This window comes from Oleiphilus sp. HI0086, assembly GCF_001635225.1.
Genome location: NZ_LWFZ01000962.1, coordinates 1 through 9,525, shown reverse-complemented (window position 1 = coordinate 9,525; position 9,525 = coordinate 1). Strand labels below are relative to the sequence as shown.

The following is a 9,525-nucleotide window of genomic DNA, read 5'->3' as shown; positions in this document are numbered from 1 at the left end:
AACAAGCTGGAAGCCACCTGAGTTCAGTGGAAATAGTATTCCTGCCATAAACAGAACGTCGTCTATTGCCGGTGAAAAACGGTGTTTTATTTTGTGCCCGGGCTCTCCTGTCCATTCAAACCAGGCCGAGCAGGGTACTACGCAACGGTGTAGTGCATAAGCAGAACTAAAGGTCTTCTTGGTGGCGACGGTTTCTGCCTGAGCGTTGAATATGGTGTGATGTGCCCAGTGAGGGTTGATCCCCCAGAGAGCAGGCGTTTGCGATAGCTTCTCATGCTGATAGTGAAGGCAGGCGACCTCTTGTGAAGGGCGTTGGTCATGATTGTTTATGGCATGAAAAAGTATATGAAATGCTTCGAATACGCCTGTATCGACGATGGCTTTGTCTACTTCAAATCTTCCACACATGTAAAGGAGCCTCTGCCTGAAACTAAGCTTATTACCTTATTGGAATATTATCATAGGCTGTGATGAAAAATTAACGAAAAGTCAGAGGCAAATTACTGATTCCCTTGATTTAGATCTGACCTTCAGCATATTTTTTAAAAAATGCAAAAGCAGTGTCCGGCGCTTCTTTAATAAATACGCCAAGCGTGAAGCCGTCCGGAGCGATCGAGGTGTGTTTGATCTCGCCCAGTACTTTGAACTCCATTTTCTTGCCATTGTAGAAAGCGGCAATTTGAAGTAGCACCAAAGCATCTTTTCGGAAGTCTACGGGGCTTACCAGTGAGGTTCCACGTTCAGAGATGTCTTTCGTTTTACATTGAACGACTTGTTTCTTGCGGGTTGTAATTGTTGCACGCCAATGGGCTGAACGCCTTGTGTATTGACGGCGCTCGGCTCCGTCATTCAAAGCTTCCGCCGTAATTTCCTGAGTGTTTTCAAGAGCTTCTGTAATCTTCTTTTTATCGGGCACTATGTGAAACTTCCTGGTCAGAGTTGGCGAGGAGTTAACAACAATAGTCTAGAGCTGCGGAAGTATCAATGTCTTGATAGTAATTATATGTGTCTTTTGTTGGCTGCTTTGACGCAAAAGGCGGGCATAAAAAAGCGCCTACAATGAGGCGCTTTTTAGTTTGTTTAACTCGAGATTAGTCGCGAGTAAACTCTGGGTAAGCTTCCATACCACACTCAGAGATATCAACACCTTCGTACTCTTCTTCGTCAGTTACTCGGATGCCCATGATTGCTTTAAGAACGCCCCAAACAATCAAGCTACATACGAATACCCAAACAAAGATCGTTAGTGCACCAACCAGCTGGCCAGCGAATGTAGCGTCAGCGTCTGATAGAAGTACTGCGAAGATACCCCATAGACCTACTACACCGTGTACCGAGATTGCACCAACAGGATCGTCAAGCTTAAGCTTATCAAGTGTTACGATTGAGAATACTACGATAACACCACCGATCGCACCAATGATCGTTGCTAGTAGTGGAGAAGGATCAGCAGGCTCTGCAGTGATCGCAACCAAACCTGCTAGTGCGCCGTTCAATGCCATTGTAAGGTCAGCCTTACCGAATAGAATACGTGCAACGATCAATGCAGCGATCAAACCACCTGCCGCAGCAGCGTTAGTGTTCAAGAATACGCTTGCTACTTCGTTAGCTACTTCGATACCACCCAGTTTAAGAGTAGAACCACCGTTGAAACCGAACCAGCCCATCCACAGGATGAATGTACCTAGCGTTGCTAGAGGAAGGTTCGCACCTGGGATAGCGTTAACCTGACCGTTAGCACCGTACTTGCCTTTACGAGCACCTAGCATGATAACACCAGCCAATGCTGCTGCAGCACCTGCCATGTGAACGATACCTGAACCAGCGTAATCGCTATAGCTACTGAGGTCGTACATACCGAACACAGAGTTACCACCCCAAGTCCAGCCACCTTCCATTGGGTAGATGAAACCCGTCATAACAACTGCGAATGCTAGGAAAGCCCAAAGCTTCATACGCTCAGCAACCGCACCCGATACGATAGACATTGCCGTTGCAACGAATACGACCTGGAAGAAGAAGTCAGAAGCGCCTGAGTAAACAGAGTCACCGCCGAAGCCGTTTTCAGCAGAATCTGCTAGAGCTTGAGCAACGTCTATAGTTGCAACGCTGTCAGTACCTGATAGGAAGAAGCCGCCGCCATACATGAACTCGTAACCACAGATTAGGTACATGGTGCATGATACTGCAAACAGTGCAACGTTCTTGGTTAGGATCTCAGTGGTGTTCTTGGCGCGAACCAAGCCTGCTTCCAGCATGGCAAAACCTGCTGCCATCCACATAACTAATGCGCCGCACACCAAGAAATAAAAGGTGTCCATTGCATACTGCAATTCATAAATGTTGTTCATTACGTTTTCCATAAGGAAATCTCCGTACTGTATTCTAAAAAATTAGTTGCTTAGTGATGAATGAGATTTAAACCGCATCAGTGCCGGTTTCACCGGTACGGATTCGAATAACTTGCTCAAGCGGTGAAATGAAAATTTTACCGTCACCAATTTTGCCGGTATTAGCTGCTTTGCTGATAGCTTCAACAACTTGGTCAACCAAGTCGGAACCAATGGCAACTTCAACTTTAACCTTAGGAAGAAAGTCAACAACGTACTCAGCGCCACGGTATAATTCCGTGTGACCTTTCTGACGGCCGAAACCTTTAACTTCAGTTACGGTAATACCTTGTACGCCAATTTCAGACAATGACTCACGTACATCGTCCAGCTTAAATGGTTTGATTATGGCAGTTACGAGTTTCATGGATATCTCCTGTGCTGTCGCTGCAATATTTACTAGTTAAAAAAATGTGTTTTAGTTCTTGTTTGCTATTCAAAATGAAAAACGAATCTCTCATTCGGAATAACAAATCTGATCGGTATATAGCAGGGGGTGTGCCAGTTTGAAAAAAAGCTTATATAACAGTTACATAAGATTAAGTGTTATTGTTGAGTGGTGGTTTTGTTGTGGTCTTGTGGTGCGGGCTTGGATTTGGCGCACCATAATGACGCAATATCTGATGCGGGTTGGCGGCGAGCGCATCTCTTTGGTGATTTTTATAGGGGGAGGATCTGATTATTTGAAAATAGATCTGTCCTTTTTAGGGTTGTGGGTTTCGCTGGCAGGGCGTGTTAGAATAGCTCTTTTGTTTGATGTAGAAAGAATGTCCCAGGCATTCCAAGGAGCGTTTGTTGCTTAGCCCTCAAGAAGTACTTAACACCATCCACGAACAGGTTAGTCAGATATTACCTGACGCCGGAAAGTCGGCTCAAGAGGATCTGACTGCGCAACTGAAAATTCTTATTAATGGTGTCATTTCCAAGCTGGATTTAGTCACTCGTGAGGAGTTTGAGACTCAGCAATTGGTGCTGGAAACAACACGCGCCAAATTGGAACAACTAGAAAAAGATTTTGCTGAATTAGAGAAAAAGTCAGCTTGATTTAATGACGAACAGATGGAACTTGTTCGTTCTTGCACTGTACTTATGCAGTGCTTGCACTACTGAGGGGCATAATGCTGCTGATCTAAAATGGCGCAATAGTTAATACAAAGCGTATTAATGAGGCGCTTTCCGGTCTACCTGATACAGCTCCTTACCTTCTTAAACAGATATGAACTTAGCAAAGGAATGCGATGTCGTTATCTATTATCTATACCCGGGCTCAGCTCGGTGTCGATGCACCTTTGGTGACAGTCGAAACTCATCTCTCAAATGGTTTGCCATCCCTAGCGATTGTTGGGCTTCCAGAAATGGCTGTTCGAGAGAGCAAAGAAAGGGTACGCAGTGCCTTAATCAACTCTGGCTTCGAATTTCCGAATCGGCGTGTGACCATTAACTTGGCGCCTGCAGACTTGCCTAAACAAGGGGGACGATATGATCTGGCAATTGCTATTGGAGTCCTGGCTGCGACAGGTCAAATAGACTCGGAAAAGCTTGGTGAAAGTGAGTTTATTGGTGAGCTGGCCTTAACCGGAGACTTGCGCCCGGTTGCCGGTGTATTACCCACGGCTATTGCCAGCGTAAAAGACGGCCGATGTTTATTTATCCCATATGGTAACGCTGATGAAGGGAAAATGGCTGGCAGCGATACAATTTTCCCCGCACGCCATTTGAGCGAAATTTGCCAGCACCTTAAATCACCCGGTGTTTTGCAAGCCCTTTCTTATGAAGAAATGATTTTGGAAGACGAAAAGCAGCCGGATATGGCTGATATTAAGGGTCAGTTCCAAGCGAGACGTGCTTTGGAGTTGGCAGCAGCTGGACGCCATAACCTATTATTCTACGGCCCTCCAGGGACAGGCAAGAGCATGCTGTCCTCTCGCCTGCCAAGTATTCTGCCACGCTTAAGCAATGCTCAGGCAGTGGAGGTGGCCTCAATCTATTCGCTGGCGGGTATTCCCAGAAAACCGGGCTTGATGATGCAAGCGCCTTTTCGTTCTCCTCACCATACAGCTTCTTCCGTATCGCTCGTTGGTGGTGGCGCACAGCCAAAGCCTGGTGAAATATCCTTATCCCATTATGGTGTATTGTTTTTGGATGAGTTGCCAGAGTATGCACGCTCGGTGCTTGAAGTACTTCGGGAGCCGATTGAAAGTGGGGAGATCAGAATTTCCCGAGCCAGTGCGAGCCTGACATTTCCGGCAGACTTTCAGTTAATTGCAGCAATGAACCCATGCCCTTGTGGCTATAGCGGCCACCCTACAGTGAGTTGTACTGATACCCCCCAGCAGATAAGTAACTATCGGCGGAAGTTGTCGGGCCCCTTATTGGATCGCTTCGATTTGCATGTCGAAGTGGCGAGTCAACCTGCATCGGTTTTACTTGGCAAAGCTCAGGCTAGTGAGTCTTCGAATGAGGTACTGGCTCGCGTGAGCAAAGCCCGAGACGCGCAAATCACCAGGCAGGGCAAGCTTAATAGTGCGCTTGAGGGTGGGGAGATTGCAGAACATTGTGCCATGCAAGACGATATGCGCACTTTTCTGGAGTCCGCCATGGATAGGATGGCTTTGTCGGCAAGGGCGGCTCACCGGATTCTTAAAGTCGCGCGTACTTTGGCAGATTTACAGGAAAGTGAGAGTATTCAAATGCTTCATTTAAGTGAAGCTTTGGCTTACCGGGGTTTGGATAGAAAGTCTGGTAGCTGAGTGCTATGTAAAGAAAAGTCTTTAAAGCTTATGGCGTACAGCTGTGACTTCCATCGCTTTATGAAATTGGCTAAGATGATGGCCTAAACTTACGCATCATAAATAAATAGCCACTTTTGAATGCGTGGTGAAGTGAGCGAAACTGCTGAAGGGAAGTTGAGGAATAGCTAATGATAAAAGCTGCGTTTCTAGTTTATGACCGCGCACTCTTTTCAGGGATAACCAGGCCCTATGAAATTCTGAAGGCCGCTAATGCAATGGCGCGCATGGCGCGGGAATCCAGGCCGCTTGAGCTGCATATGGTTAAGCTCGAAGATAAACAGCCTCAGGTTGCTGGCGATATTCCTTTAAATATCGAAGAGCGTATTGAATCTCTTGGTCATATGGACTGGATCTTTATTCCACCAAATTGGAGAGATCCGGTACATTTATTGAAACGTTATCCCAAGTTGCCAGAGATGTTAAGGCAGCGCTATGAGGAAGGGACTAACTTTATTGCCACAGGGGCCGGTGCCTATTTCTTGGCAGAAGCAGGCCTTTTAGACAAGACCCCTGCTACGACTCACTGGTTCTTTTTTGATAAATTTGAAAAGCGTTACCCTCACGTTGAACTAAAACGCCAGCACTTCATTACTTATGGTAACCGAATTTATTGTGCTGGCAGTATCAACGCGCTGTCAGACTTGGTCTTTCACTTGATTGGCCAGGCCTTTGGTTTGGAAAAACGTCAGTTAGCGGAGCGCCATTTTGCCCATGAAGTAGGCAGCAGCTACGACTTGCCTATGTTTTCAGTCGGACGAGCCGCGCATGCAGATGAAGATATTATCGAGATTCAGGCGTGGTTAAAGTCCTCGTGTCATGAAGATATTGATATTCCCCAGATGGCCGAAAGAGCAGGCATGCCAGTACGAACGTTTACACGTCGTTTCAGGCAAGCATTAGGCATGACACCGAATCAGTACCTTCAGGACTTACGCATTGAAAATGGCCGTGACTTATTGAAATCAACCGATCTAAGCATTCAGGATGTGGCTGAAAACGTTGGCTATAAAGATACGGCTTACTTTTCTCGGGTGTTTAAAACCAAGGTAGGGCTGACGCCAAGTGATTATAAGAAAATGGTGCGTCCAAAACTCTTCCAGTTAGATTAAAGAGTAATAATTTGGGACAAAAAAAGAGGAGCCTGTTTAGGGCTCCTATAATAGGGGTTTCTTCAAGGAAGACAGAATCACGATCGCTTCTTCGTGATCTGTAATAACAGTATAAGACTAAAATTTCCGTAATGTGGTTAAAAAGTGAGCTATATTTGTAATGATTCGTTATAACATGCTATCGCATGCCAAGAATTACTTACATAGCAGTCCTTTCACAACATTTAGCCTTGCTGTCGTAAGTTCAGACAATGGAAATGTAACTTGGTTCAAAAAAATAATAATACTTGATGAATCTTTTCAGATTTACGTGGTCTATTAGCATTCATCCCCTTACAAAAGGAAGACTAAACCGAGATGTCTCAGGCACCCAAAAAAGTCCTTTTTCTGTGTACCGGTAACTCTTGTCGAAGCCAAATGGCCGAAGCCTGGGTAAATACGATCAGAAATAAAGAGTGGCAAGCATACTCTGCAGGCATAGAAACCCACGGTATGAACCCTAATGCTGTTTCAGTGATGGGGGAACTTGGGGTAGATATGAGCAAACATTATTCTAAGCATATTGAAGAGCTCGAAGCGCAACAGTTCGATTTGATCGTGACAGTTTGCGGTCATGCTGCTGAACATTGCCCAAACTTATCGGAGTTCAAAGAGATTAAGCATGTTCCTTTTGATGACCCGCCATCGTTAGCGAAACTAGCTGCTAATCAGGAAGATGAGTTGGAGAGTTATAGGCGTGTGCGAGATGAAATCAGGGCTTTTGTTGAGTCGTCTAGCTTTTCTAGCTAAAGCGGCTTGAGATACCTTGATCTTTGCTCCATGCAGTCCTATTATGCGCGCTTTTTAATCAATACTAAGCTTCTTTAATAAACTGCATTTGCACTGACGTAACAAGGCTCAACATAATGACCGAAGAACATCAGGATTCCGCACAGACGGACGAAACTGACTCAAAAGAGACGAATACCAAAGGTCCTAAAATTGAAGTGGCTAACCTCAAGAAAAGGCCGATTAGAAGCTTCGTTGTTCGCAGTGGAAGGATGACCGCAGGCCAGCAAAGAGGCTTTGAAGAGTGTTGGTCAACGATGGGCTTGGAGTTAGCGAAAGCGCCTTCTGATGTTCGTGAGAGTTTTCCTCTTGCGCAACCTTTAGTGGTAGAAATTGGTTTTGGCATGGGTGCATCACTAAGTGAAATGGCTCATCAGGCGCCTAATGAGAACTATTTGGGGATTGAAGTTCATCGTCCCGGAGTTGGTGCGCTCCTAAATCAGGCGGGTGATCTAGGCTTGGAAAACTTACGAGTATTCTGCGCCGACGCCAACGAAGTGCTGGCACGGAATATTGCTGATGATTCCGTTAGTCGCCTACAGCTTTTCTTTCCCGACCCATGGCATAAAGCACGCCATAATAAACGTCGCCTTGTACAGAGCGAGTTTGCTGAGCGAATCAGGTCAAAGCTTGAAATCGGAGGTGTCTTCCATATGGCAACAGACTGGGAGCCTTACGCAGAACATATGATGGAAGTGATGGAAGCCGCGCCAGGCTATGAAAACGTGGCCGGAGCCGGGCAATACTCTGAACGCCCTGAAAACCGCCCCTTAACTAAGTTTGAAAAGCGCGGTCAGCGTTTAGGGCATGGTGTTTGGGATTTGCTCTACCGACGTATTGCTTAAATACATAGAGTCTTCATAAGAAGCAATAATAGCTAAAACAAGGTTTGTATGTATGTCAGGGCACGATAACTCGAAAAGCACTGAAGGTGTTGTTGCTGAGATAGCGCCAAAAGAGTGCCGTGACCGTTTGAGAGCCGATATTGCCAACTGCGAGCTTCTGGGTGAAACCCAGGATGCCAAGAAAATATTGCTTTATCATCACCGCCAATCTTCGGTGCTAATGAATGAAATTGGCCGTTTGCGAGAAGAGTCCTTCCGCTTGGTGGGCGAAGGAACAGGGCGTGAACGTGATCTCGATGAGTACGATGCCCACTATATGCACATCGTCCTTTGGGATGAAGAGCAAGGTGAGGTGGTCGGCGCGTATCGCCTAAGAGGTACTGATCAGCTCGATGTACAGGAAGATTCTGATCGGCTGATTGTTAATTCTCCTCTTTATACTGCGAGCTTATTCGACTACTTACCAGCATCGCGTAGCATTCTAGAGCATGGGTTGGAGCTGGGCCGAAGTTTTGTTCAGCCACAATACTGGGGTTCCAAAAGCCTGGAATATTTGTGGTATGGCATCGCAGCCTTTCTTAGGCTACACCCTCAATACCGTTACTTGTTCGGCGCAGTAAGTATTAGCAATACCTTATCTGCACCAGCTAAAGACTTACTTATCTATTTCTATCAGCACTACTATGGAACTGAGACAAAGTATCTAGTCTGTCATCACCCATACCAGCTAAGTGAGGCTTCAAAAAAGCACCTAGATCAATTTTTTGAAGGTTTAGATCTAAAGGAAGGCTTCATTAAGCTCAAGAAACAGCTAAGGTATCTTGGCTTCGCTGTTCCTGTTTTATACAAACAGTATGCAGAATTGTCAGAACCAGGCGGGACGCGCTTTTTAGGCTTCAATATCGACTCGGACTTTAGTGATTGCGTTGACGGCTTTGTCGTGGTCGATATTGATCAAATGTCAGGACAAAAACGAAAACGCTATGGTTTGCTGACGCATCGGCTTGTTTCATCTTAGTATTATTGTTTGTTTGGGTCTCATTGCTCAGCACTTAAGACGCTCAACGAGCTTGCTTAGATAAGGACAAAACAGTCAGTTTGAGCAATAGTTCAATGCTCGCAACCACCTAAAGACCTTTTTAGGTCTCGATATATCTGGCTACAGACCTTTTAAGTATGCGGAGATCTTCATTGACTCTTCTACACTCATATTCTCGAAAGTCGTCATCTTACTAGCATCACTTCCCACCCTAACTTTATGAGATACCTGCCAAGCACTTAGTTTAGTGCCCTTATTAGGCGGAACAGCCCTTAGAAATTTTCCTAAGCCTGTTGAGTTATGACACTCAGAGCAATGGTGTTCGAATAGGTCTTTTCCTGACGCTAGGTCTGGGTGGTTGTGCTGGTCATTGCCACACCCAACTAAGAAGATACATAACAAGGTGATTGTATAAACGATAGGCATATTTAATATCCTTTCATGTTCTAAACCGGACAATTAACGTATTGAATTAGCAAATAATTCCTTGTACTGATCCATTTAAGCATTACAAAAATAAAT

12 protein-coding genes are annotated in these 9,525 nt (G+C 45.4%); 7 read left to right on the top strand and 5 right to left on the bottom strand.

All coding sequences use genetic code 11. The features are described from left to right. The 4 genes from A3756_RS17270 to glnK all read right to left on the bottom strand — a co-directional run. Positions 1-408 (bottom strand): SOS response-associated peptidase family protein (locus A3756_RS17270; RefSeq protein ID WP_068554064.1); only part of this gene is annotated, 408 nt, incomplete at its 3' end. Positions 409-517: 109 nt separating this feature from the next. Beyond that, positions 518-916: a PilZ domain-containing protein gene (locus A3756_RS17265; protein WP_068509265.1), complete on the bottom strand. Its 399-nt coding sequence runs from the start codon at positions 914-916 to the stop codon at positions 518-520. Between the two features lie 175 nt (positions 917-1,091). After that, positions 1,092-2,351 carry an ammonium transporter gene (locus A3756_RS17260; protein ID WP_231872228.1) on the bottom strand — a complete coding sequence of 420 codons (1,260 nt, stop codon included), beginning with the start codon at positions 2,349-2,351 and terminating at the stop codon, positions 1,092-1,094. Positions 2,352-2,418: 67 nt separating this feature from the next. After that, complete coding sequence (glnK, locus tag A3756_RS17255) at positions 2,419-2,757, bottom strand: P-II family nitrogen regulator (RefSeq protein ID WP_068507212.1); 339 nt, start codon at positions 2,755-2,757, stop codon at positions 2,419-2,421. Between the two features lie 139 nt (positions 2,758-2,896). On the opposite strand from glnK, the gene A3756_RS17250 reads away from it, so the two are divergent. From A3756_RS17250 to A3756_RS17220, 7 genes are all read left to right on the top strand, one after another. Then, positions 2,897-3,193, top strand: a complete 297-nt coding sequence (locus A3756_RS17250) for a hypothetical protein (RefSeq protein ID WP_156490560.1) — start codon at positions 2,897-2,899, stop codon at positions 3,191-3,193. Next, on the top strand, positions 3,186-3,434 hold the full coding sequence (locus tag A3756_RS17245) for an accessory factor UbiK family protein (RefSeq protein WP_068509259.1): 249 nt from the start codon (positions 3,186-3,188) through the stop codon (positions 3,432-3,434). The genes A3756_RS17250 and A3756_RS17245 overlap by 8 nt, the downstream gene beginning before the upstream one ends. Positions 3,435-3,628: 194 nt before the next feature. Continuing rightward, on the top strand, positions 3,629-5,140 hold the full coding sequence (locus A3756_RS17240) for a YifB family Mg chelatase-like AAA ATPase (RefSeq protein WP_068509257.1): 1,512 nt from the start codon (positions 3,629-3,631) through the stop codon (positions 5,138-5,140). A gap of 170 nt (positions 5,141-5,310) precedes the next feature. Beyond that, positions 5,311-6,291: a GlxA family transcriptional regulator gene (locus A3756_RS17235; protein ID WP_068509256.1), complete on the top strand. Its 981-nt coding sequence runs from the start codon at positions 5,311-5,313 to the stop codon at positions 6,289-6,291. Between the two features lie 357 nt (positions 6,292-6,648). Further along, a complete protein-coding gene (locus A3756_RS17230) occupies positions 6,649-7,080 on the top strand; it encodes an arsenate reductase ArsC (RefSeq protein ID WP_068509254.1) in 432 nt (143 codons plus the stop codon). A 116-nt stretch (positions 7,081-7,196) separates the two neighbouring features. Next, positions 7,197-7,964, top strand: coding sequence for a tRNA (guanosine(46)-N7)-methyltransferase TrmB (gene trmB / locus A3756_RS17225; protein ID WP_082865329.1), 768 nt, complete (start codon positions 7,197-7,199; stop codon positions 7,962-7,964). Between the two features lie 52 nt (positions 7,965-8,016). Further along, entirely contained in the window at positions 8,017-8,982 is a 966-nt protein-coding gene (locus A3756_RS17220) for a GNAT family N-acetyltransferase (RefSeq protein ID WP_068554061.1), read from the top strand. Positions 8,983-9,123: 141 nt separating this feature from the next. On the opposite strand, the gene A3756_RS17215 is transcribed toward A3756_RS17220, so the two are convergent. Further along, the gene (locus A3756_RS17215) at positions 9,124-9,429 is read right to left on the bottom strand and encodes a cytochrome c (protein WP_068509251.1); all 306 of its coding nucleotides are present in this window, start codon (positions 9,427-9,429) and stop codon (positions 9,124-9,126) included. Between the last annotated feature and the right edge of the window lie 96 nt (positions 9,430-9,525).